At 51.6% G+C, this 21,516-nt stretch carries 19 protein-coding genes; 16 read left to right on the top strand and 3 right to left on the bottom strand.

Translation table 11 applies throughout. The features are described from left to right. The first annotated feature begins 60 nt into the window (after positions 1–60). From Pr1d_RS20055 to Pr1d_RS19985, 15 genes are all read left to right on the top strand, one after another. Positions 61–1,779 (top strand): DUF3696 domain-containing protein, encoded by a 1,719-nt coding sequence (locus Pr1d_RS20055; protein WP_148075183.1) that lies wholly within the window; start codon positions 61–63, stop codon positions 1,777–1,779. Then, positions 1,776–2,177 carry a hypothetical protein gene (locus tag Pr1d_RS20050; RefSeq protein ID WP_148075182.1) on the top strand — a complete coding sequence of 134 codons (402 nt, stop codon included), beginning with the start codon at positions 1,776–1,778 and terminating at the stop codon, positions 2,175–2,177. Before Pr1d_RS20055 ends, Pr1d_RS20050 begins: the two co-directional genes overlap by 4 nt. 247 nt (positions 2,178–2,424) lie before the next feature. Further along, positions 2,425–2,667 carry a type II toxin-antitoxin system Phd/YefM family antitoxin gene (locus tag Pr1d_RS20045; protein ID WP_148075181.1) on the top strand — a complete coding sequence of 81 codons (243 nt, stop codon included), beginning with the start codon at positions 2,425–2,427 and terminating at the stop codon, positions 2,665–2,667. Further along, complete coding sequence (locus tag Pr1d_RS20040; RefSeq protein WP_210417791.1) at positions 2,664–2,936, top strand: Txe/YoeB family addiction module toxin; 273 nt, start codon at positions 2,664–2,666, stop codon at positions 2,934–2,936. The genes Pr1d_RS20045 and Pr1d_RS20040 overlap by 4 nt, the downstream gene beginning before the upstream one ends. A 220-nt stretch (positions 2,937–3,156) precedes the next feature. Then, positions 3,157–3,402 carry an addiction module protein gene (locus Pr1d_RS20035; RefSeq protein WP_210417790.1) on the top strand — a complete coding sequence of 82 codons (246 nt, stop codon included), beginning with the start codon at positions 3,157–3,159 and terminating at the stop codon, positions 3,400–3,402. Beyond that, positions 3,399–3,710 carry a type II toxin-antitoxin system RelE/ParE family toxin gene (locus Pr1d_RS20030; protein ID WP_148075178.1) on the top strand — a complete coding sequence of 104 codons (312 nt, stop codon included), beginning with the start codon at positions 3,399–3,401 and terminating at the stop codon, positions 3,708–3,710. The genes Pr1d_RS20035 and Pr1d_RS20030 overlap by 4 nt, the downstream gene beginning before the upstream one ends. Positions 3,711–3,864: 154 nt before the next feature. Next, complete coding sequence (locus tag Pr1d_RS20025; RefSeq protein WP_148075177.1) at positions 3,865–4,344, top strand: hypothetical protein; 480 nt, start codon at positions 3,865–3,867, stop codon at positions 4,342–4,344. A 915-nt stretch (positions 4,345–5,259) separates the two neighbouring features. After that, positions 5,260–5,571, top strand: coding sequence for a hypothetical protein (locus tag Pr1d_RS20020; protein WP_148075176.1), 312 nt, complete (start codon positions 5,260–5,262; stop codon positions 5,569–5,571). Continuing rightward, the gene (locus tag Pr1d_RS26775) at positions 5,568–6,014 is read left to right on the top strand and encodes a TA system VapC family ribonuclease toxin (RefSeq protein ID WP_148075175.1); all 447 of its coding nucleotides are present in this window, start codon (positions 5,568–5,570) and stop codon (positions 6,012–6,014) included. The genes Pr1d_RS20020 and Pr1d_RS26775 overlap by 4 nt, the downstream gene beginning before the upstream one ends. Before the next feature lie 107 nt (positions 6,015–6,121). After that, the gene (locus tag Pr1d_RS20010) at positions 6,122–6,862 is read left to right on the top strand and encodes a hypothetical protein (RefSeq protein WP_148075174.1); all 741 of its coding nucleotides are present in this window, start codon (positions 6,122–6,124) and stop codon (positions 6,860–6,862) included. Positions 6,863–6,998: 136 nt separating this feature from the next. Continuing rightward, positions 6,999–7,808 (top strand): cyclase family protein, encoded by an 810-nt coding sequence (locus Pr1d_RS20005; protein WP_148075173.1) that lies wholly within the window; start codon positions 6,999–7,001, stop codon positions 7,806–7,808. 178 nt (positions 7,809–7,986) lie between these two features. Further along, entirely contained in the window at positions 7,987–11,010 is a 3,024-nt protein-coding gene (locus Pr1d_RS20000; RefSeq protein ID WP_148075172.1) for a hypothetical protein, read from the top strand. Positions 11,011–11,063: 53 nt separating this feature from the next. Then, entirely contained in the window at positions 11,064–12,005 is a 942-nt protein-coding gene (locus Pr1d_RS19995) for an NAD(P)-dependent alcohol dehydrogenase (RefSeq protein WP_148075171.1), read from the top strand. A gap of 60 nt (positions 12,006–12,065) precedes the next feature. Then, positions 12,066–12,359 (top strand): hypothetical protein, encoded by a 294-nt coding sequence (locus Pr1d_RS19990; RefSeq protein WP_148075170.1) that lies wholly within the window; start codon positions 12,066–12,068, stop codon positions 12,357–12,359. A 193-nt stretch (positions 12,360–12,552) separates the two neighbouring features. After that, positions 12,553–13,233 (top strand): putative ATP-dependent zinc protease, encoded by a 681-nt coding sequence (locus Pr1d_RS19985; RefSeq protein ID WP_148075169.1) that lies wholly within the window; start codon positions 12,553–12,555, stop codon positions 13,231–13,233. Positions 13,234–13,828: 595 nt separating this feature from the next. Here Pr1d_RS19985 and Pr1d_RS19980 read toward each other — a convergent pair. Then, positions 13,829–14,899 (bottom strand): acyltransferase family protein, encoded by a 1,071-nt coding sequence (locus Pr1d_RS19980; RefSeq protein ID WP_148075168.1) that lies wholly within the window; start codon positions 14,897–14,899, stop codon positions 13,829–13,831. Between the two features lie 286 nt (positions 14,900–15,185). Here Pr1d_RS19980 and Pr1d_RS19975 point away from each other — a divergent pair, with 286 nt between their 5' ends. Further along, the gene (locus Pr1d_RS19975) at positions 15,186–17,261 is read left to right on the top strand and encodes a thioredoxin domain-containing protein (protein WP_148075167.1); all 2,076 of its coding nucleotides are present in this window, start codon (positions 15,186–15,188) and stop codon (positions 17,259–17,261) included. An 86-nt stretch (positions 17,262–17,347) separates the two neighbouring features. Here Pr1d_RS19975 and Pr1d_RS19970 read toward each other — a convergent pair whose 3' ends face one another. Together Pr1d_RS19970 and Pr1d_RS19965 are read right to left on the bottom strand one after the other, a co-directional pair. Continuing rightward, positions 17,348–18,025 (bottom strand): 3-keto-disaccharide hydrolase, encoded by a 678-nt coding sequence (locus tag Pr1d_RS19970; protein ID WP_148075166.1) that lies wholly within the window; start codon positions 18,023–18,025, stop codon positions 17,348–17,350. 282 nt (positions 18,026–18,307) lie between these two features. Continuing rightward, complete coding sequence (locus tag Pr1d_RS19965) at positions 18,308–21,478, bottom strand: efflux RND transporter permease subunit (protein ID WP_148075165.1); 3,171 nt, start codon at positions 21,476–21,478, stop codon at positions 18,308–18,310. Positions 21,479–21,516: the final 38 nt, after the last annotated feature.

The following is a 21,516-nucleotide window of genomic DNA, read 5'->3' as shown; positions in this document are numbered from 1 at the left end:
AGTTCTCTATAGGCGCCGGTACAATCACCAACTGGCAAGACTCCTCTGGAATAAGAGAATATGGACGCTAACCTAGCACTTCGCGCAATCACCCTCTGCGGAATCGGGTCGTATCTTCATGGTTCTCGTCTCGACATAAAGCCGTTGACGATTCTCTGTGGTACCAACGGCTCGGGAAAATCTACTTGGCTGAAGGCGATCAATATACTCAATAGATCGTTGGATCGTCCTGATTTCCCCTTTTCCTTGTCGTTTGAAGACAATAATTTTGATGATCTCGAATTTACAAATGCGGCCATTCACCTTTCGGACCCGAGTGTTCCCGAAGCGAGTTACAAAGACCAAGAACTTAAACGGAACTTTGGACTTCCGGGCACAATAGGACTAGAGTTTGAGGCCACTTCCGATTTTGAATTGTCTACTGCGGAACATGACGATGTGAATCGATACATCGAGATGCAAAAGTTTTTTTGGCTTGGCAAGTGTTCGAAGGGTACGCGTTTTCAGGTTCGCATCTCTCACCCGACCACTACTTGGGAAAGTTCAACCGTTTGCGGACTCCGGCACATGGTTGAGTTGCGGGTGAATGAAGAGTATGTCATCTGTTTTGAAGGGATCGATGACATCGATAGTGGGAATTCCGAGACTTATTCTGTCAAGTGTTCTGCAGAATTCGTACCTGGCATTACAGTAATCGATGAAGCTAAGCTGATTGAATTGGCCCATTATCAGCCGAGCAGGAATCACGTCTCAGAATTTAAAGGAGTGATGGATGAATGCAGTGTCCTTCAAGTTGTCGAAACTGCGATAACTCGATTTCGGGAATTACTCTCAATCCTTCTCTCAGGTTTCTTCGATATCAGTGCAATCAGGGTCAAACACGACTATTCAGATATAATGCACCAAGATCCAGACCGCTATCCTTTCGACGGCGATGAAGTCATCAACTCTAGACATGTTGGTTTGGAAGGAGAAGCAACTTGGTGGCTGCAGCGACAGTTTGCATACATGCATATGGATCCCATTTCAGAATGCCCTCCGCATGAAGACTACTTGTTTGAAGGATTCGTAGCGAAGTGGTTGGAGACTCTATTGGATAACGTAACAATAGTCATTGATGAAGGGCACAATGAAGACGGCTCCTTATTGTCGAGATCTAGAGGATGGGGAGATGCTCCTACTGGTTACTTGAGAAAGGACGGTTCAAACTTATTGGGTAGAGATCGCCTTATAGAAATTTATGAGCATCATTACGCTGGGTTTAGCAGTGCTTCCCGAATTGGACAAAAATGCTTTGGTTATGAACCGACAAGTCCCCGGCAAATGAGTTCTGGCTTTCATCAGCTTCTGCCGTTGATTGTGCAAGCCGGCTTGATGTGGCGCTTCGAAGTTATGGCTGTCGAAAACCCTGAAGTCCATTTGCATCCCAGCCTTCAACTCCGAGTTGCTGAGTTCTTGATGCACCAAGCCAAATCAGGAAAATATATGCTAATTGAAACCCATAGCGACCTGATAATTCGCAGAGTCCTGCGAGAAATATTGGAGGAAAAGATTGCCCTCGGCCAAGCAAATATCGGTATCTACTTCGCCAGCCTGGATAAATTAGACGAGACTTATGGTATTTATCAGTGTTCTTCGCTTGAGCGTATCGAAATTGACGACCATGGCCGAATCAAGAACTGGCCTGAAGGATTTATGGACGACGATGTCAAAGAATCTCGGCGACTAATGAGCATTATGTATGGTGGTAATACCGCTGGTGAGGATGACGAGCAATGATTCTCCCTCCCAGATTAACTCCTGGTGACATCGTGCAGTTTGTACATCTGCACTTGGAGTCTGCAAAGCCTGCGGATAAAAAGTCCCATAAAAAAGATCACCTTGTCTATGAAGTCGAAGGCAAGCAACGGCCCATGTTAATTTGCGAAGAACTTAGTAAAGAAAGAGGTGAGCGATGGTTTCGAGCGTTCTATTTTACAACTAAGCAGTACGCAAAGAAAACGATTCCGGTTGGAAGGCTAATCAACTCTGAACAAGACAACTTTATTCATACTGAGCCAGTTCGTTGTCCCGCCAATCTTGCTTCAATCGATAACAAAGGCACTTCGATCATCAAACAATTGGACCCAATAGAGTTTGGTAGCCTACTCAAAATCTTGAATTTTAGGAAAGCCTAACCAGAGTACTAGGGATTATCTGCTGTCCCAGCGAGGTGGTTGTAACCGAAGCACCGACTTACAACATCACATGGATTAGAGTGTCCCCATAGCTTTCCTTAAGCCGCACGTCGGCTAAGCAAAACAAGACCCCGCCGGGATTCGTCCCGCGCGGGGTTTTTTACTGGCCTCTGGCGTACAAACTTCTTATGAGCCGCAATAATTGAATCGATTTGACTAGGCGTACGTAATAGCGTACGCTTTAGGTATGAAAGACATCCCCGCCACAAAAGCACGAGCCGATCTCTACAACCTCATCGATTCGGTTACTAGCACAAGCAGCCCTGTATTAATCACTGGCAAGCGTAAAAACGCAGTGCTTATCTCTGAAGATGACTGGCGCGCAATTCAAGAGACGCTTCATCTTTTAGGAATTCCAGGCATGCGTGAATCCATTGTTGAGGGAATGCAAACACCAGCGGATGATTTGGAAACGGAATTAGACTGGTGACCGATACGCAATGGAAGCTTGTTTACACAAAACAGGCGAAAAAAGACGCGAAGAAGGCCGCATCTTCTGGCCTAAAACCAAAGATTCAGAAGCTCTTGGCCACTCTTAAAAAGAACCCCTATCAAGACCCACCTCCCTACGAAAGACTTGTGGGGGACCTGAGAGGAGCTATTTCAAGAAGAATAAACATCCAGCATCGCCTCGTGTATCAGGTCCTAGAGGAAGAAAAGATAGTAAAAATTCTACGGATGTGGGCTCACTACGAATAGAGTTCTGCTTGCTTCACTACTCGGCTGACTCCAATTTCGGCAGAGCAATCTGGAGGTGGGCGAGCCGCAACTTGGTTGCTATTCTAGCACACGAATCTGTCCTTTTCCCCTACTAGATCCCTAGCCGGACCAACACTTTGGTCCGGGGTGTCATTGGACAGCGGGCGGAGTCGAGTGGAAATAGATTGTCGTGAACGGTCCCATCAGTCATAATCGAAGTATGGCTACTTCAGCGAACCCACTTATCGAATCGATTCTGTCCCTGACGCAAACGCAACGAGCGGAGTTAGCGGTCCAGATCCTGCAAAGCCTCGAATTGCCTGGCGAGGAAATCTCATCGGAAGAATATGGCCAGGAGCTTCGTAGTCGTGTTGAGAAGTATCGCAACGGCGAGATGGAAAGTGTCAGTCTCGATGATGCCAGAGAAATCCTTGAGAAAAGAATCTCCGCAGGCCCAAGCAATTGAAGTCCCGAATCATTTCCCCGGCAATCGAAGAGATTGCCGATGCGGCTCTCTGGCTCGATTCGCAGTCCCCTGGCTTGGGTCATGAATTTTGGCGGATTGTGGATCACACTCTTTCCAAGATCGAAGCAAATCCTCACCGATTCGCCAAGAGCGGATTTGCCACTGCTGATCTCGACCTGCGCTACACTTACGTGGAGCGCTTCAGGCATGTCATCCACTTCTTGATCGAGCCTGATGAAGTTGTGATCATCGCCGTTTCACATGCTTCCCGGCAGCCTGGATATTGGCTTCGAAGAGTGAAACCTTAAATCGAAATCAGCAAGAAATGGCAACCGCTAGCATATCAATGTTAAAGCCCTCAGGCTGTTCAGGCCGATAGTGAAAACTTCACGCCGTGTCGTCGTATAACCGATCCGATGTGGCAGAACTCTTCGTTAAATTCTCTTCGACATGTTGGCGACCATGAATCCTTCACAGCGGATCTGTTTGGGCCTTACGCTTCTTAGTCTTGGTGTTGGAAGTGGATGCGCTTCGATTGTCAGCGGTCGCAACAACGATGTTGCCATCAAGAGCTACCCACCACAGGCCAATGTCGTGATTCAGAACGAGAACGGTGAAACGGTAGCCACAGCCATGACTCCCGCAAAAGTTAGCCTGAAACGGGGCAATGGCATCTTGAGAAAGCCTCCGCGATACGTAGCTACGATTGCCAAACCTGGTTTCCAACCAACCCGAGTGCCGATTAATCCCAAAATGAACCCTTGGGTTGCCGGTAATTTACTCATTGGCGGGCCCTTGGGACTCGCTGCCGACTCTGCTACCGGCGCAATCTGGCGACACTCTCCCGCGGACATCAAAACGAAGCTCACTCCCTACGACGGAGCGCAATATAGCATGTCCCAACCACAGAATGTGGTTCAGGCCGCTTATGTATCCGACTGACACCGGCCAGAGTAGCGACTTACAGCAATGCTTGAGGATAGGTGTCCCCATCGCAGCTCATCGTCGGATCGCACTTGTAGCCGAATTCGCAAGAATTCAGATTGCTCGAGGCAGGTTCTGCGTACGGCTGAATTCTCGCGAATTCAGCTACCAACGAAACTAACAAGAATAATCAAATTTACTTTGCTAGGCACACCAGTGTACGCACTGCAACCTCCTCTTTTTCCTCTGCGCCTCTGCGTCTCTGCGAGAGACTAAACAGCCGCTCTCCGGCTCTTGACCTTCCGCTCTCGCTTTCCTTAGCATTGCCGGAACTGCGCACGGCTTGTTCTCGGCCTACGATTCTGGCTCTCGATTCTCGACCCAGTCCGGTCACTAACGTTCGCGGCTCTCCAATGGTTGCTTCGTGGAAGCTTCCATAGATGGCACAAAAAAAATTGTAGAATTCGGCCACCCGATTTGAGAAAATGAGTCTCGCGGTACAAGCTCTCGTTGTTTCGGGTGGTTGTGCTGTGCCGTTCATTGACAACTGAACCTTGAAACACAGTCAGCCGAATCAGCCGTCCCGACGACCCCGGGACGGCTGGTGGATGGTCCGGGCTCGAGATCCGTCGGTTGGTTGCTGGCCTCCGGTTGCCGAAAGTAGTTGAGATTTTGTCAGCGGGGAGCCGGATTTTTGTTTACAAAACTACGGCCTCGATTTCAGGAAAACACTATAAAAAAAGTGGTAAAACACATTCGTCTCTCCGAGTTTTTTATTTTATTTTTCCGTTTTCAAAAATTGGCCACGACAAAACTCCCGCCGTGATGCGCAGAATCAAGCAAGATTTGTTGGATATGCGCATCTCGCGCGGCCGCATCCCTCCATATGCTTCGCATCTTGATAGCAACTTATTCTGATGCTATGATTGCAATATGAGAACCACCGTCACTGTCGATCCCGATGTCGAGCTTCTACTCAAGCAAGCCATGCAGCAGACAGGGCAGAGTTTCAAGGCGACGCTCAACCGTGCTATTCGGCGAGGTTTGGCCGATGTGGTAGTCGAAAAGGACGAAAAGCCATTTGTTGTGGAGGCGAAGAACATGGGCGTTCGATCAGGTATCGACATCGCCAACGTTCACGATCTGGAAACCGAATGGGAAGTGGAGGGTTATCTTGAGGTCACGCGAAAGCTGGAAGAGAGGCTGAAAGATTCAGAGTCCTCAGCAAGGGATTCGAACTCTTGATCATACCTGACTCTAGCCTAATACTTTATGCGTATGACACTGCGTCGCCTAAGCACATTGCTGCCAAAAAGTGGTGGGAAAACCTTCTGTCGGGCGATGAATCTGTAGGTCTGGTCCATCCTGTCGTTTTTTCTTTCTTGCGGGTAAGCACGAAACCAAGTGCCTTCAGCAGACCCCTGAGTCTCGTTCAGTCAGCCGAACTGATCCAAACGTGGCTTGATCGAAAGATCGTCCGCTTGCTTGGGGAAAGTCAAAACCATGTTTCTGACGTGATTGACATACTGACAGCCGCTGGCGCCACCGGCGGCAATCTGGTCGTAGACGCCCAGATCGCTGCTATCGCCAAGGCTCACGAAGCCACTGTCCACACCGCGGATCGAGATTTTCAACGCTTTCGCGGAATCGCTTGCTATTACCCGCTCGACGATGTAGTAAGCAAGTAGCATTTTGCCAGCACCCACTTGCCCTTCAACACGGGCGTCCATTTCGATACCATTCTCCGCTGCGCCAAATCCCTGATCTCTAGACTCCAGCCTCTAAACTCTACCCCATGGCTCTCAACCCTCTCGCCCCCGTCACGGACTACCAATCAATGCTCAATCGCATTTGTTGGTTTACGTCGGCCGCTGCACTGGGCGCGTTCTGGTTATTGCGAATAAACGTCCCGGCCGTGGATGAATTGCTTGCTCAGATGGACGTCGGCTTGGAAACAAGCGAAGGAAAATCTCTGCCGGTGCCAGGTGGATCGCTTCTCCCCGCACTTGCGGTGGGGATGGTTGCTCGAGTGTTTCGCGCTCACAGCCATCTGGGCCACTGGCTGGGGATCCGCGAGCGGTTTGACATTGAGGTGATTCTCACTGAACTTGGCCGCCGAGTCGGGATCGACACAGATACGGTCACCGATGAACAATGGTTGGAGCACCGCTACGATCTCATGCGGCAATCCTTCTATCAGTTCGCCAGTAGCCGCTCGCCGCAGATTGACGAGCATCTCATTCATCAAGCGCTCGACCTCTGGTCCTGGTTTTGGGTGGGACTCGAAGCGACGACGGTGTTCGTATTGACGGGATTCGCACTTGTCGCAGTTCAGGCTTACGAAGTCGGCCTGGCCACCTTCGGGGGAGCTCTGCTGCTGGCAGCAATCGGACTCCCCCTGATTCGCTTGCAATGTCGGGGCTATGCCATTGCTCAAGTGAAGGCGATTCTCGCCGATTCCTCCCGCGAGGCAGTCGTCCGCAACGCATTCAATTCTCTCGGCGAAAGCTACTCTCCCCTGAACCGGGCAGCCTAGCCGCTTGCGTCTTAGCAAGACGAGATAGCCATGCGAACGCGCCTCAATGGAATTTTCTAATTGTATTCCGGCATGGGTTCATGCGAAACTACTCTCTGCGGTTTCAAACCGAGACCTGATTGCAGGAGAAAACCCCATGAATGCATTTCCTATCTCAGCCGCCTTCGGGCTAATCATGCTGGCTGCCCAGACTAGCACATGCGCTGAAGAGCTATTATCCGCATCGGAGGATCTCGTTGACCTCACGCACTCCTTCGACGAAGACACCATTTATTGGCCAACCGAACCAGGTTTCAAGCTGGAGAAGGAATCGGCAGGCGTGACAGACAAGGGTTACTACTACGCGTCAAACCGATTCGCCACGGCCGAGCATGGGGGCACGCACATCGACGCCCCCATCCATTTCTATGCCGACCGAGAAACCGTTGACCAGATCCCATTGTGGCGGCTGATTGGCCCCGCCGTCTGCGTCGACGTCTCCGGGCGTTGCGCCGTGGATCGAGATTATCTGATTTCCGTTGAAGATCTCCAGGCGTGGGAAGCTAAGACTGGTAAGTCACTCAAAGACAAAATCGTGCTACTGCGAACCGGCTACAGCCAATACTGGCCGAATCGCGAAAAATATCTCGGCACGTCGGCCACGGGCCGCGAGGCAGTTGCCCAACTGCATTTCCCCGGTCTCGACCCCGTAGCAGCCGATTGGCTTGTCACCAAGCGAAACATCCGCGCCGTCGGCATCGACACTGCCAGCATCGACCGCGGCCAGTCAAGTGAATTCGGTTCGCATGTGCGACTTTGCGAGGCGAGCGTCCCTGCGATGGAAAACGTGGCTGACCTGGATCATCTGCCCACACATGGGTTCACAATCATCGCGCTGCCCATGAAGATCGCCGGTGGATCGGGAGGACCATGTCGCATTGTGGCGGTTGTCGAGCCCTCAGAATGAACAATTTACTTCAAGTGAGACCGATTCGAATCAACTCCAGTCTGTTCCTAAATCGCGTTCTCGAAGATACATAGATCGAATCTACTGCAAGCATTGCCTCTATTTCTCGACTCACGAACGTTCCCAAGTTATACTCAGGTCACCTCGTACTATCAGTCTTGTACCAGTAAACTTCGTCATGCGCACCTATATCACACTCATCATCGCGTTCCTCTATACATTCTGTGGTGGGGAAACTGTAAATCTGCTTGCCATCGACTCCGCATGGCTCTCCGCTCAAGACGGCAATTGGACGGATTCTAGTCAATGGTCCAGCACAAGCTATCCGGAAAACGACACACCATCTTTCGGTAATCGGTACGATGCCACGATCAATGTTGTCGGCAATCCGTATGATGTAACTCTCGATCAGAATGTTTGGATAGATAGACTTTCGATTGATTCATCTGATGCTGTACTGAATATCATCGACGGTGGAGCGTTAACCACCACGAACGGTATTCACGTAGAGAATGGCTCACTTGTAATAGATGGTGATGGTGTGCTTTATGACACTCGAATAAGTGCTGGATCGGAAGGTGTAATTAAAACGGGTTCAAACGCCCAAGCGTACTTGAATAATGTCGAGTTAGCTGCCAGTTTAAGGTCTTACAACCAAATAATCATCGTCAACGGCATGCGGCTTGACGAAGGAATATTGGAATTTGCTCGTGGGTTCATTTATGCTGGCAGCGACATTCTAGGATCCGGTGAATGGCAACTGAAATCAAGTCGCCCTGAGTCAAGTGACTTTCAATATCGCATTCTATTTCATGAGCAAGCAGGAAAGGAACTCTTGATTGGACCCGATGTGATAGTACGTTCGATGGGCGAGAGTGTTGTACTTTCTCTCCCAGCTTACTTCACAGAAAGTAACTCGGGTACCGTTGTCAATCAAGGGCAGATTCTCGCAGAGACCGATGGCGGCTACTTTCACATTAGCGACTTTCGCAACGAAGGACTTATTCGCATTACCAACGGCGACTACTTTTCTGCGGGATTCAAGGGGGCGGTGGGCCAGGTCGAGTTGCAACCAGGAGGGGAGATGACCGTTTATGGTTCGCCACATTTCGACTTGTCCTTCACGGTTGGGTTTGACGCAAGTTTGATACTTAATGCAGAGACGCAAGCGACAGCCAGTCAGCCCTTGAACCTCGAATCTGGTGGCACGATCTATCTGCGATCTCCAGAGAGCATTCTCCCGATTGCTTCCACCGGGGGAGAAGTTTATCTGAACTTCAATTCTACTGGCCCGGCTATCACTGCAACACAACTGAGTACCTTGCCTATTACCGGCACGGCACAAGTCTTGTTAACGTCAACCTATACCGGCTTCGATATGGAATCAGGTGTGTTCGATTACTCTTCCTTGCCCTCCAATTACGTGTTTCAGCCTGGGTATGTTTTCAATGGTACGCTCACGGGGCCGCAGACGCCCCAGGATATTTCTCAACGTCTCCAAGGCGCAACGCTTGATGTGCCGCTAGATCTGGCAAACGGCCGAGTAACTCTCGAAGGAGCGTCGACACTTGCGAAGCCTGTGCAATTATCTGGTGGGACACTTATCCTCACCGACGATTGGACGAACCTAGGAGGAATTAGCGTATCGGCGGGACTCTTGGAGCTTTACACCCAGGGAGTGTCCCCAGGATCGATCGACATGAGCGGCGGCACACTAAGGATAACCTACGACACCACTCTAACGGACCTCTTCGCATTGAGTTTTGGCACTCCTGAGCGACTTGAGATTGGAGATGATCCCAATGGGCACGTTGGGGGTACCCTCGATCTAGAGGGGGCAGTCTTAGATTTGAATTCCTTGCAAAGTATTGATTTGGCGGTAACTCGGCTTGGAGAAATCCAAAACGGCACTATCCAAAGCACTCACGTCGGTTCGCCATTATTCGTCCACTCACAAGGGAGGCTTTCCGACGTGACCCTTCTCGACGTGAAGATCACTGGTGGGCAGATCTCGAACTCTACAGCCCATAACCTGTGGGCTACCGGCTCGGTCAACGCATCTCAATCGACATTCATAAACAGTCGAGCCGAAGGCAATCTCAGCGGTAATTTTTCTGTCGAGGGACAACTCGAAGCCCATGGGCTCATCGCCGGCACTGTGCATTTCTTGGCTGGCTCGACTTTGACGGGGACTGGGACATTGGGTGGTGGGGGAGGGCGCTTTATTCGAGATCAATTCACCTTTGTTTATCCTAATGTTACTTTGCCGTCTGGCATCAATCTAGTTTCGTCAACTCGCTATGACAGCAACACGGTGCTTGACGCACCCAACACAGCTTTGGTCGTGAACGGGAATGTGCTAGTTGGTTTCGAGACTTTTCAAAACAGTTCCTGGACCGATAGTTGGACCTTTCAGGTCGCCAGTCTTCATACCAAGGGAGATACGACTGTCACTGAAGACGGTCGGCTGTACGTGACCGGGGGACCGTGGACTAATTCTGGCGAAATCCAACTGACGGGAGGCATCTTAGATTTCGAGATGCTACACGTGAATTCTTCCGGTTCGATAGCCGGTTGGGGTGAGATCGTAGGTGATCTCGACATCCAAGGCATAATAAATGGTACGGACCAATTTCAGGTCACCGGAGATTTCGTCCTCGGGCAGACTGCTATTGCAAGACTAACCATGGGCGAATCAGCAAATCTGCCACCAATCGACGCCACTGGCAACGTAACTCTCGATGGAAACCTGGAACTCTTGCTAACTGCGGACTTCTTGACGCAACCACTGGTCGAAGGTGCCCAGTTTCCACTCATTTCCGCGAGCAACGTTATCGGCCAATTCAATTCGATCTCGTGGGATCATCCTTTGATCGATCTTGGACTAATTTACACGCCGGACGCAGTGATACTAGAAGTTGTCGACCTCCCTGGCGCCCCCGGTGATTTTAATTTTGATGACCAAATTGATCAGTTCGATCTTGGAATCTGGCAAAATAGCTACGGTATCGACGCTGGCGGAGATGCTGACTTGGATGGGGACACTGATGGCCGTGATTTCTTGATTTGGCAGAGAAACGAAGTGACTTTAATCTCCCCTCAGAGTCCACTCCTTGGCGTGCCGGAGCCACATTCTTCGATACTCCTTGTTTTTGGTCTCGCGTTGCTAGCGCAAATATATCGTGGACATGAAATCACTTAGAATAACCGGCTTCGTCTACGAAAAAGGTACTGCGACTACGGGCAAAATAATCCATGCGCGCAATCATATACAAAAACTACGGCGATCCCAGTGTTCTACAAATGGCCGAGATGGCACCGCCAAAACCAGCCAAGGATGAGGTTCTGATCCGAGTGATGGCTGCAGGAGTCAACCCTGTCGAGGCCCGACTACGCAGCGGAGAAGCCCGATTCTTACTCCCTGGCGGGTTTCCTCGCATTCCGGGTTACGATGTATGTGGGATCGTGGAGGCTTGTGGAGAGAATTGCACGTTCTCGGTAGGGACACGCGTACTTGCCTATCTCAAGCATATCTATGGGGGAGCCTATGCAGAGTTCGTATCCTGTTCCACAAAATGTGTTGCAGCAATTCCTGATGCGATGACTTTCGAGGAAGGGGCCGCAATTCCGCTGGCTGCTTCGACGTCGCTGCAATCTCTGCGTGACCACGGTCAAATGAAGACGGGCGATGAGGTGCTGGTCAATGGGGCCAGTGGAGGAGTTGGTGCCTTTGCTGTGCAAATTGCCAAGGCTTACAGCGCCAGCGTCACAGGAGTCGCCAGTGGCAAACACGAGGATTTCGTGCGGACCCTGGGTGCCGATGACTTTATCAACTACGAACAGCAGAACTTTGTCGATATGGATCGTTGGTGGAACCTCGTCTTTGACGCCGCAGGGAAGAGTTCATTCGGTGAAGCGAAGCGAGTCTTGACCGAAAAAGGGTCTTTCGTCTCCACGGAGCCAAGTCTGTGGGGACTCATGGAAACGTTGTTCACCTGGCCTCGCAGTCAAAAAGGCCGGATCATGCTGGCGATTCCGCGTGACGAGGATTTACGCGAGCTAGTAAGGTTGTTTTCGGCGGGACAACTCAAGGTGACAATCGCCCATACTTTTCCCCTGGAAGAGGCAGCCCAAGCCCATACCACAATCGAAAAGGGCGGGTTTTGCGGCAAACTGGTGATAAGAGTGGCAAATTAGGCCATTCTGTAAGCTATATTTCTTGAGCTTTCTCAATCCCATTTCAGGATATCTGAACACATGAGCGACACTATCCAAACCACTGCACAGCAATGGCAAGCTTTCTTTCAAGAGTGGCCGGAGAGCATCCCCCGCCGAGGCATTGTCACGAATTCTCTCAATGAAGCGACGCCATTCAAGGCGTTCATGTTGAAGGGCACGATGGTCCTCTTGGAACGTACCAATCCCGACGCGATGGGGGGGCGGTTCATCCTGATGAGCTTCGCATCAATCGATTCGGTGAAGATTGTCGACCCGCTCAAGGAGTCTGACGCCACGGCTGCTGGATTCGTTGGCAAATTCGCCAAGATGTAGAAATCGGGCAGTATATCATCCTTTGGCGAATCCCAAGAAATCCTTAGTGGCTTTGTTAAGAGGCAATTCCTCCAAGCTAGCACTGCAATTCTACAGGCATTTCTTGCAAATCGGGATTGCGAGAAACTACGAAATTAGCTTGAATTCGGACGTTCACTCATACCCAATCTACATCCAGGGAAGGATTCCTGCCATGGACTCGGCACGAGTTGCAGTTTCAAATTCGAGATTTCTTAAACGCTTCGTAAATAATTGCTTACATACGAACCTCGTATTATTGGGAATCGTTGGTGGTACGGTTCACGCCGAAGAGAATCCGATTGCTCGGATAGCTGAAAAGCGTATTATCGGCCCCACAACGATCATCGCCGAGTCCAAGAGCGAGTTAAACTTTAAGGCGCGCGTGGATACAGGTGCGACGACCACTTCCCTGCACGTCGAGGAATGGGCTATCGAAGAAGAATCCCCTGAGATGGCGGAGAATGTCGGAAAGAAGATCCGCATCCGAATCAAAAACCATCGCGACGAGTCACAATGGATTGAAAGTCGGATCGAGGAAATCGGCACGGTAAAGACATCTGCAGTGGATGAACAGCGTTATAAGGTCAAACTGACGCTCCGCTGGAACGATGTGAAAAAGCGCGTGTTGGTCACTCTGAATGACCGTTCGCGGATGAAGTATCCGTTGCTACTGGGCCGCAATTTTCTTCAGGGTGACTTTGTCGTTGATGTTGATTTGAAGAAGCAAACCCAATCAGAAATCTTGCAGGTCCTGGAAAAACCTATCGAGCCATCGACTCCAGCCAAAGCTACCCCAGCTGACGACAGACTCGCCGAGAGCGACGAAGTCGAAGTTTCAGAGTCGCTCCAGTAACATAACAGGTCCTCACAACGAGCTGCCCAGCAATTGGCCTTAGCTAGATTCGCTTAGCCCAATTGTCGCAGGCGGTGATTATTCCGCTGGCCGATATGCGTGGAAGGGCGAGAGGGACGACGATTCTTGCGCGTAAACCCTCGTCGCTTTTTCCACTTAGCTTGAGAGTGGGACGCCCTTTTGGAATCTCGTTCTTCTTCCGGAAACTCGTCTTCATAGACGGTCGCGCTATCCATGACACAACCTCAGCAAATTCGGACCAATGAAACGTCCGATCTCAACTCTTCTATTCTGTTGCTGTTGACTTCTGAGGTGATACCGCCAAGAAAGATTGAAATCGGCCAATACCCCCGCTAGCTCGCAGTTGCAATCTAAGCGGACCTATATCGACTCTTTGAGAATTGTTAGGCAATCATCGATCTGCGGCAATGGCGATCCGGACATTTTGGCGTCCGTCGAGCGATATTTTCTTGAAACGAAGCAGCGGTTACGGGTCAGGCAATTTATAACGCGGAAATACCCAGACTGGACAAACCAGGAGAGATCGGCAATCAGTCAATCGAAATTGATACCGGTGGGGGAATCTGCATCCTAGTCAAACCGGATTCAATACCGCACTACCGGATTTAAGGGTGCGTTTTTGTCTATTACGCAGTGCTGCTAGTGCGGGTTTCTCCACCAACTGGTGCAACAAGACTGCCAGCACAAAGGTAAGAACTAGGGCCGCCCCGATTGCCCATCCAGGGGACATAGCTCTCGATTCAAGCCAGCGAATCAATACGTAGCCGATATTCTGATGTATCAGATAGAGAGGATAGGAGAGAGCACCCAGGGCCACGAGCATGCGAGACTGCAGCTGGGGAAGATAACCCTCGACCGCCAGAAAGAGGCCGAGCGACAGGAAACAGGCCGCCAGGGCATGGGAGATTCCGTCGAAGATTCCAATAGTAGCCCAGCATCCAACCAGAAGCGACAGATCATTCCGAGTCAACTTTCGCTGTAGGTGAACTTGGTAGAGGAGCATGCCTATGCCAAAGAGCGGAATGTACTTCAGGCTGGTGATCGTGGCCAGTTTGTTAGCGAGGCCAGCTATCATTGGCACGGTGGTCATTGCACTCACTATGTGAATCAGTGCTGCAATGCCAACCCAAATGGCGATCGCAATTCGTGGGCGACGAAACGCTCCCAAGCGATAGCAGGCGAGTATGTTGGCGTAAAAAATCAACTCCGCCTGCAAGGACCAATACGCACCATCCACATGCGGTGTGTCTAACAAGGATTGCACCATGGTCAAGTTGACTAGCGCTGCAACAAGTGAAACTTCTTGCCCCGGCAGCCCACAGAAACTGACCACTGCAAAGGTCACAATAACGGCCGTCCAGTAGGCAGGATAGAGACGCGAAAAGCGGCCCCAGGCAAATCGCCAAGGATCGGACTGCCGATCGAGCGTCATGAAGATCACAAATCCGCTGAGCATGAAGAACAGGTCGACTCCATAATGTCCCCAAGGAACACTGGCCGACAATGTCGTCACATGACTGAATAAATGATCGTAGCGAGTCGTAAAATGAAACAACACAACTGCAACTGCGGCCAATCCCCGGAGGGCATCCAGTTCCAGGATTCGCCCTTGGTTACGTGTCGAATCTGAAGGTGCAGTTCCCATAGTTGGTCGAGCTCACGAATTTCGAAAGAGTTGACAGGCAGGTCTATTGGCAAGTTCCGCGCCTGATCCTGGTCAATCTTCAAGCATACGATAGTGCAGGGATTTATGACGGTTGGCAGGGGAAAGGCGTGATAGAAGGGAACACTCACAACGATGAATGTTGCAAAAAAACATCAAACTACTCGTTTCTAGGATCTGCCCGGGTAAGAGGTGCGGGTAACAGTCAGATCCGAATTTGTTATGCTGAACTTTGAGTAATCCCCACCCCCAGCCGCCGAGCCATCTCATGCCTAATCGCCTGGCCAACGAATCCAGCCCCTATCTCTTGCAGCACAAGGACAATCCAGTCGATTGGTACCCCTGGGGGCCCGAAGCATTAGAACTCGCTCGTAAGGAAGAAAAACCGATCTTTCTTTCGATTGGTTACTCGGCCTGCCATTGGTGTCATGTGATGGAGCACGAAAGTTTCGAGAACGAGGCGATCGCCAAATCGCTCAACGAGAAGTTCGTCTGCATCAAGGTCGACCGCGAAGAACGGCCTGATCTGGATCAGGTTTACATGAATGCTGTGCAGATGCTCACGGGCCGCGGTGGCTGGCCAATGAGTGTGTTTCTTACGCCGGATCTGAAACCTTTCTACGGTGGAACCTATTGGCCTCCGGAACCAAAGCATGGTATGCCAGGGTTCGGCCAGGTGATCGACGCCGTCGCCGGCGCCTGGATCAATAATCGCGATGCTGCCCTGGAGACTGCCGAACGACTCACCGCAGAACTTAGCAAATCTGTACAAGGTTCGGGCGCCGAAGCCAAAGTATCGGCCTCCTGGATTGCCGGAGCGGCGGGGCATTTTAGACAATCCTACGATAGCTCCTACGGCGGCTTTGGCGGGGCACCCAAATTTCCAGCGCCGATGTCATTACGACTGTTGATGCGAGATTGGTATCGCCGCCAAGAGCAGTCGTCACTCGATATGGTACGTGGCACACTCGACCATATGGCGGCAGGGGGAATCTACGATCACCTCGGCGGCGGCTTTGCCCGCTACAGCGTCGACGCTCGCTGGTTGGTGCCACACTTCGAAAAGATGCTCTACGACAATGCCCAGTTGGCACTTGCCTACTTGGAGGCCTATCAGATCACTGGCGACGAGAACTACGCTCAGGTGGTCCGCGAAACCTTGGATTACGTCCTCCGCGATATGACGGACCCCGCCGGAGGATTCTACAGCAGTGAAGATGCAGATAGCGAAGGGGTCGAGGGGAAGTTTTACACTTGGACACCGGAGCAACTCAGAGAAGTGCTCGACGATTCAGCGGCGGCTACATTTGCCAAAATCTACGATGTCAGCGAAGAAGGAAATTTTGAGCACTCCAATATTCTTAATCTCCCTAAGATTATCGACCAACACGCAAAGATAATGGGTCGTGACTCAGCGGAACTTCACCGAGAACTCGCCGAAAGCCGATCCAAACTATTCACCGCTCGCGAGAAGCGGATTCATCCGCACAAGGATGACAAAGTGCTGGTCGCCTGGAATGGACTTACGATTGAGGCCTTGGCAGAAGCGGGAGCCGTCTTGGATGAGCCAAAATATCTGGCTGCCGCTGAAAAGGCCGCTGATTTCTTGCTCTCCGATTTACGTGAAGCTGATGGCCGCTTGCTACACACCTGGCGCCACGGCGAGGCTAAGGTCCAGGCCTATCTGGACGACTACACCTATCTCGCCAACGGCTTGATCACGCTCTACGAGGCTACGTTCGTTGCGCGATACTTAGAGGAAGCGATAAGTTTGATGGACGTGGTGCTCGCGCGATTCGCCGATGAAGAACAAGGGGGATTCTTTTTCACTGCCGACGATCAGGAAAAACTACTCGTGCGCAACAAAGATTTCACCGACAATGCAGTCCCCAGCGGCAATGCGATGGCGGCACTTATCTTGGTCAAGCTCGGCAAACTCACCTGCAACAAACAATATCTAGATTCCGCAACGCGAACGGTGCAGGGGGCGGCCGAACTGGCAACGCGGTATCCCTCGGCGACAGCACAGACTTTGCTAGCAGTCGACTTGCTAGTCGGCCCCACCTACGAAATGGTACTTGCTGCGGATCTAGCGAGCGAAGAATCGAAGCAAGTGATCTCCAAACTGCATGAGCAGTTTCTGCCCAACAAGGTGCTGGCCCTGGCAAGCGACCATGCTCCCGCAGCACTGGCAGAACTACTGCGAGGTAAAGAGATGCAGGCCAAAGCTCCCACGCTCTACATCTGCGAAGGTTTCACTTGCCAGGCACCTGCTCAAGGCAAAGAGGAGATATTGCATGCCGTCGAAGCACTCGGCGCAAATCTCCCCACCTTGTCGCAATGATCAGAGAAATCCTAGCCGTCGACGGCAGGCGATGGTCTTCCCTGATGCAACCATCGCCTTCAGGCGACGGCTAGGAAAGAGTCTTGTTACTCTAACTCCCGCACTCGCAAATTCCGAAACTTATACGTCTGTCCCTTCTCGCCATGGTGCTGGATCGCGATTGGCCCTTGGGAATCAACGTCATCGTGAATGTCGGTCGTCACCACGTCGTTCACTTCAATTTTGATAGAATCCCCCTTGCAGGTGATGCGGTAGCGGTTCCAACCATCGCGGTCAAATGCCTTGGCGACTTCGGGTCGTTTGAAATAGTCGTGCGATTCTTGTTCATATTCCAGCAACTTTTCATCCGTGGTTCGTCCTTTCAGGCTCGGCCACACCCATTGCCGTCGCCCTTCGTCATAGAGTCCGCCTGACCAATTGCGATCCGAACCATCGACTTCTGCCTGATAGCCGTACACTTTATTCGGTTCTACATGGCAGCGGAACATGAACCCTGAGTTGGCTTGTCCCTCGGGGAGTTTCACTTCTCCCTCAAACACAAAGTCGCCGAACTCGCGATCGGTGACCAGGAAAAATTTCTTATCGGCCGTGAGGTGAATCTCACCGTCGACCACCTCAGCCTGTCCCCACTCATAAGGATTCGTCCAACCACTAGTGTCCTTGCCATTAAAGAGCTCGATCCAGTTATCTTCTGCAGCTCCGTATTGAGATTCAAAGAATAAACAGAGAGCAATAGCCAAGCAAAAGTACGATTTGAGTTGCATTACGAATCCTAAATACTGAAACCGAACGTCATTCTGAAGGGAGTTCTACGACCTAAGGAATCTCCGCAAAACACCAGTTTAGCATCGCCGAACAGAATTGGAACAGAAGGAAATGGGGAATCTCATCTCCGTTAACTCTGTTCTCTCGTGTTCAATCCCTTGAAATACTTTCTTAGCTCGCAGTTCAAGTGTAATTGTTAGTTCTGTGTTTCTGTTTTCGAAATAACGCGAGGGACATTCCCCCCCTCATCGTCCAAAAGAAATGGGCCATCGCTCACCTACTCACCCTTCCTCAACCTCCAGCACAACACGCTCCCGACAAGCCTCCACCACACGGCGGGCAGAACCCATTCCACAGGTCCAGAACAGGGCAGGGCGGACCAGGAATTCCAACAACGTGCTGGTGACCAGCCCCCCGATGATGACGGTCGCTACGGGGTACAAGATCTCCTTGCCTGGCTCCCCGGCGGCGAGTGCCAGCGGCACCAAGCCGATGCCCGAGGTAAGGGCTGTCATTAGAACCGGGGCCAAGCGATCTTGCCCCGCGCGGACGATCATTTCGCGAGTCCAAGTTTCACCTTCGTATTTCACCAGATGCAGATAATGATTGATCAGCAAGATTCCATTGCGAGACGCAATGCCACAAAGTGAAATGAAACCCACCATACTGGCTACAGAGAGTGTTTGCCCCGTAAGGTAGAGAGATGCCACGCTACCGATGAATGCCATGGGGAGCGCGATCATTACTTGCAGGGCAAGGTTGGCCGAGTGGAACATTTTGAACAGCACGAGGAATATGCCGATAAGCGACGCAACAAACAGAATACCAATCAGCCGTGAGGCCGATTGCTGGCTCTCGAATTGGCCACTGTATTCAACGAAGTATCCGGGCGGCAATTCGGTCACCAGGGGAGCCAGTCGTTGTTTGATATCATCTACCACATCGACCAATCCACGGTCAGTCACATTGCATTGCACGACGATCCGGCGTCGGACCTGTTCTCGATTGACCATGTTCGGTCCGCCAGCTTTGTAGACCCGAGCGACGTCTTCGAGTTTTACGCTCCCACCACCGGGCAGATCAATTTGCAATCGCTTGAGGGCATCGAGGTCCTCGCGAGATTCCTCGCCGAGGCGCACCATGAGATCGAACGTGCGTTGGCCATCGAGTACCTGTGAGACCACTTCCCCCTGCATAGCCGTCTCAACAAACTCATTCACATCGCTCCGCCGCAGACCAAACGCCTTCAACTTTTCGCCGTCCGCTTCGATTCGCAGTTGAGGGATAATTACTTGCTGTTCGACTTGAAGATCGCGTATTCCGGGGATGTCCACGATGGCTGACTTAAAACCCTCTGCCTGCCGGCGGAGTTCGTCCAGATCGTCGCCAAAGAGCTTGATCGCTATCTGGGCCTTCACCCCTGAGAGCATGTGCGAAATCAAATGGGCCAGCGGCTGTTCCACGGAAGTCACGATGCCGGGTATATCGGCCAATGCTTCGCTGATCTCTTCAATCACTTGCTCGCGAGATCGCACGGAGTTGGGATTCACGGTTGCGACAATCTCAGTGACGTTGACTCCTTCTGCGTGCTCGTCGAGTTCGGCGCGACCCGTCTTGCGGACAAAGGCCACCAGATCATCGAGTTGACCAAGACGATCTTCAACGCGAGCCGCGACTTGACTCGAGGTGGCCAAAGATGTGCCGGGAGGTAGGAGTACGTTGATCTGTACGGCTCCTTCGTTGAACGGTGGGAGAAAATCACTCTCCAGTCGCAAAAGTGCTGTACCAGCGATCGCCACCGCCACCAACGCAACAGCGAGAATCGGCCAAGCAAACCGCAAGCCAAATCGAATGACCGCGCCAGCGATACCCTTCAACCAGCGGAGAAGGAAGCCGTCTCTTTCTTCGCAGGCAGTCGTCGAGCCCCGCAGCAGCCAGTAGCTGAGCACTGGAGTCACCGTGAGCGATACTAACAGCGACGAGGCAATCGAGACGATATATGAGATCCCCAGCGGAGTAAACAGGCGACCTTCCATGCCTGAGAGGGCAAACAGGGGCACAAAAACCAGCATGACGATGATCGTGCCGTAGACAATCGAGTTGCGGATCTCGACGCTCGCCTTGAATACCACCAAAAGAGGATTCTGCGGCATTGCCGAGTGACGATTCTCGCGCAGTCGGCGGAAGATGTTTTCGACGTCGACGATTGCGTCATCAACCAATTCACCGATAGCGACCGCCAAACCCCCTAGCGTCATTGTATTAACCGACAATCCGAACACCGCGAACACCATCGCTGTGATGGCGAGCGAGAGAGGAATCGCCGTGAGCGTGATTAGCGTGGTCCGTACATTCATGAGGAACAGGAACAAGATGATGACAACCAAGATGGCACCATCGCGCAGTGCTTCGACGACGTTCTCGATGGCCAGATCGATGAACTCTTTCTGCTGGTAGAGTTCGGGAAGAATCTTTACATCGGCAGGGAGAGAGACTTGCATCTCCTCCAAGGCAGCCGTGATGCGACCTGTTACTTCGCGGGTATCCGCGTCGGGTTGCTTGAGGATTGTGAGCACGACCCCCGTACCCCCAGTCATTTTCCCTTGATCATTGCGAGCGAAGACGGAACTGTCACCCCGCTTCACTTGGGCACCTTTGATGATGTGGGCAACCTGTGCGAGCGTAACCGATTGACGGTCACGCTGTTTAACAACAATATCGCCAATCTCGTCGAGGGTTTTCACTCGACCCAGAGACCGCACAAGGAATTCGTTGGGCCCTTGTTCATCGAGATAGCCTCCGGCCGTGTTTTGGTTACTTTGCTTGAGAGCCAACTTCACTTCGTGCAGCGAAACACCGAATTGCAACAATTTGTCAGGATCCACCAACACTTGAAATTGTTTTCGCTCTCCCCCCATCACAATCACTTGCGAGACGCCGGGGATCGTCAGGAGTCGTTGTCGCACGACCCAGTCGGCCATTGTGCGAAGCTGCATGGGGGTGGTGTCTGCCTCGGCGGTCATCCCGATCATCATGATCTGACCCATGATCGACGAGATAGGCATCAGTTGGGGTTTGGCTCCCATGGGTAAAGATTCGGAAGCCAAGGCCAATCGTTCTGCGACAATCTGCCGGTCGTTGTAGATGTCGGTTCCCCAGTCGAATTCCACATAGACGACCGAGAGACCAATGCCCGAGGAGGTGCGTACTGCCTGTACTCCGGTAGCGCCATTGAGCACCGTTTCAATGGGAAAGGTGATCAACGTTTCCACTTCTTCAGGTGCCATGCCGGGGGCTTCGGTCATGACGACCACGCGAGGCCGATTGAGGTTTGGGAAGACGTCGATAGGCAACTGCGAAGCTTGCCAGCCACCGTAACCGAGCAGAAACAGCGCAACCGCAACAACGAGCAGTCGGTTCTGCAAGGCAAAGCGTATGATTGCGTTGAGCATAGGAGGAGAGTTGAGGGTTTAGCGTTGAGAGTTTAGAA

It is taken from the genome of Bythopirellula goksoeyrii (assembly GCF_008065115.1).
In the GTDB taxonomy this organism is placed as follows: domain Bacteria; phylum Planctomycetota; class Planctomycetia; order Pirellulales; family Lacipirellulaceae; genus Bythopirellula; species Bythopirellula goksoeyrii.
This window is presented reverse-complemented; position numbering and strand designations above follow the sequence as displayed.

What these genes read in the sequence shown, in the direction of transcription:
- Pr1d_RS20055 (WP_148075183.1), top strand. Translation starts at nt 61, where the DNA reads ATGGACGCTAACCTAGCACTTCGCGCAATCACCCTCTGCGGAATCGGG.
- Pr1d_RS20050 (WP_148075182.1), top strand. Translation starts at nt 1,776, where the DNA reads ATGATTCTCCCTCCCAGATTAACTCCTGGTGACATCGTGCAGTTTGTA.
- Pr1d_RS20045 (WP_148075181.1), top strand. Translation starts at nt 2,425, where the DNA reads ATGAAAGACATCCCCGCCACAAAAGCACGAGCCGATCTCTACAACCTC.
- Pr1d_RS20035 (WP_210417790.1), top strand. Translation starts at nt 3,157, where the DNA reads ATGGCTACTTCAGCGAACCCACTTATCGAATCGATTCTGTCCCTGACG.
- Pr1d_RS20025 (WP_148075177.1), top strand. Translation starts at nt 3,865, where the DNA reads ATGAATCCTTCACAGCGGATCTGTTTGGGCCTTACGCTTCTTAGTCTT.
- Pr1d_RS20020 (WP_148075176.1), top strand. Translation starts at nt 5,260, where the DNA reads ATGAGAACCACCGTCACTGTCGATCCCGATGTCGAGCTTCTACTCAAG.
- Pr1d_RS20010 (WP_148075174.1), top strand. Translation starts at nt 6,122, where the DNA reads ATGGCTCTCAACCCTCTCGCCCCCGTCACGGACTACCAATCAATGCTC.
- Pr1d_RS20005 (WP_148075173.1), top strand. Translation starts at nt 6,999, where the DNA reads ATGAATGCATTTCCTATCTCAGCCGCCTTCGGGCTAATCATGCTGGCT.
- Pr1d_RS20000 (WP_148075172.1), top strand. Translation starts at nt 7,987, where the DNA reads ATGCGCACCTATATCACACTCATCATCGCGTTCCTCTATACATTCTGT.
- Pr1d_RS19995 (WP_148075171.1), top strand. Translation starts at nt 11,064, where the DNA reads ATGCGCGCAATCATATACAAAAACTACGGCGATCCCAGTGTTCTACAA.
- Pr1d_RS19990 (WP_148075170.1), top strand. Translation starts at nt 12,066, where the DNA reads ATGAGCGACACTATCCAAACCACTGCACAGCAATGGCAAGCTTTCTTT.
- Pr1d_RS19985 (WP_148075169.1), top strand. Translation starts at nt 12,553, where the DNA reads ATGGACTCGGCACGAGTTGCAGTTTCAAATTCGAGATTTCTTAAACGC.
- Pr1d_RS19980 (WP_148075168.1), bottom strand. Translation starts at nt 14,899, where the DNA reads ATGGGAACTGCACCTTCAGATTCGACACGTAACCAAGGGCGAATCCTG.
- Pr1d_RS19975 (WP_148075167.1), top strand. Translation starts at nt 15,186, where the DNA reads ATGCCTAATCGCCTGGCCAACGAATCCAGCCCCTATCTCTTGCAGCAC.
- Pr1d_RS19970 (WP_148075166.1), bottom strand. Translation starts at nt 18,025, where the DNA reads ATGCAACTCAAATCGTACTTTTGCTTGGCTATTGCTCTCTGTTTATTC.
- Pr1d_RS19965 (WP_148075165.1), bottom strand. Translation starts at nt 21,478, where the DNA reads ATGCTCAACGCAATCATACGCTTTGCCTTGCAGAACCGACTGCTCGTT.